The sequence below is a fragment of the Streptomyces ossamyceticus genome, assembly GCF_001418475.1.
GTDB classification, from domain to species: domain Bacteria; phylum Actinomycetota; class Actinomycetes; order Streptomycetales; family Streptomycetaceae; genus Streptomyces; species Streptomyces ossamyceticus.
Genome location: NZ_LIQX01000794.1, coordinates 1 through 1,009 on the forward strand (window position 1 = coordinate 1; position 1,009 = coordinate 1,009).

Consider the following 1,009-nt stretch of genomic DNA (forward strand, 5'->3'; position numbering starts at 1 on the left):
TCACCAAGGTGCTGCTGTCCGACCTGGTCGACTGCGGGGCTCTCACCACGAAGCCCCCGGCCTTCCACCACAACCCGACAGACCGGTCTCTTCTGGAGGCAGTGCTCGATGGACTACGACGACAGCTCTGATCCCTTCCCCGCCGCACTCAAGATCCTGGTGGCGGGAGGGTTCGGGGTAGGCAAGACGACCTTCGTCGGCGCGGTGAGCGAGATCGCGCCGCTGAGCACGGAGGAACTGCTCACCACAGTGAGCGCGGCGACCGACAGCCTCGAAGGCATCGAGAACAAGGTCGAGACGACCGTGGCCATGGACTTCGGCCGCATCACCCTCGATCCGCGGCATGTGCTCTATCTGTTCGGCACACCCGGACAGCAGCGCTTCTGGTTCATGTGGGACGAACTCTCCGAAGGCGCCCTCGGCGCGGTCATCCTCGCCGACACCCGGCGCCTGGAGGACTGTTTCGCCGCCGTGGACTTCTTCGAACAACGCGGCCTCGGATTCATCATCGCCGTCAACGAGTTCGACGGGTCCTACCGCTACGCCCCCGAGGAAGTGCGCGCGGCGCTCGACCTCGACCCGGAGATCCCGGTCGTCTGCTGCGACGCCCGGATCTCCAGCTCGGGCGTGCAGACCCTGCTCACCCTGGTGCGGCACCTCCTCGCGCACACCCCGGCCGAACTCCCGAGCCGTGGGGCCCACACGTGACGTACGACCCGCCCCGTCCCGTCGGCCGGCTGCTGCTCACCCCCGAGGACCGGGACGCCCCCGAGCGTGTACGGCGGCTGCGGCTGCTGGGGCTCGGCGAGCATCCGGAGCCCGCCTTCGACGCCTTCGCGGACCGGCTCGCCGAGGTCGCCTCCGTGCCGTACGCGATGGTCAACTTCATCGATGAGAACCGCCAGTTCTTCGCGGGCCTGCACGCCCCGGCGAAGGCCACCGGTGACGCCCCCGCGCTCGGAACGGTCCGCCACCTGGCCCGCGACCACGGCTTCTGCCCCCACGTGGT

2 protein-coding genes and 1 pseudogene are annotated in these 1,009 nt (G+C 69.1%); all 3 read left to right on the forward strand.

Annotated features, from left to right (window positions below):
- Window positions 1-131, forward strand: a 131-nt coding sequence (locus AOK15_RS43315; RefSeq protein WP_157870506.1) for a DUF742 domain-containing protein, incomplete at its 5' end; no start/stop codon positions are given.
- Entirely contained in the window at window positions 109-708 is a 600-nt protein-coding gene (locus AOK15_RS38880; protein ID WP_055523651.1) for a GTP-binding protein, read from the forward strand. The genes AOK15_RS43315 and AOK15_RS38880, both read left to right, overlap by 23 nt.
- Window positions 705-1,009: pseudogene (locus tag AOK15_RS38885) on the forward strand (GAF domain-containing protein); the annotation flags it as partial. The gene AOK15_RS38880 and the pseudogene AOK15_RS38885, both read left to right, overlap by 4 nt.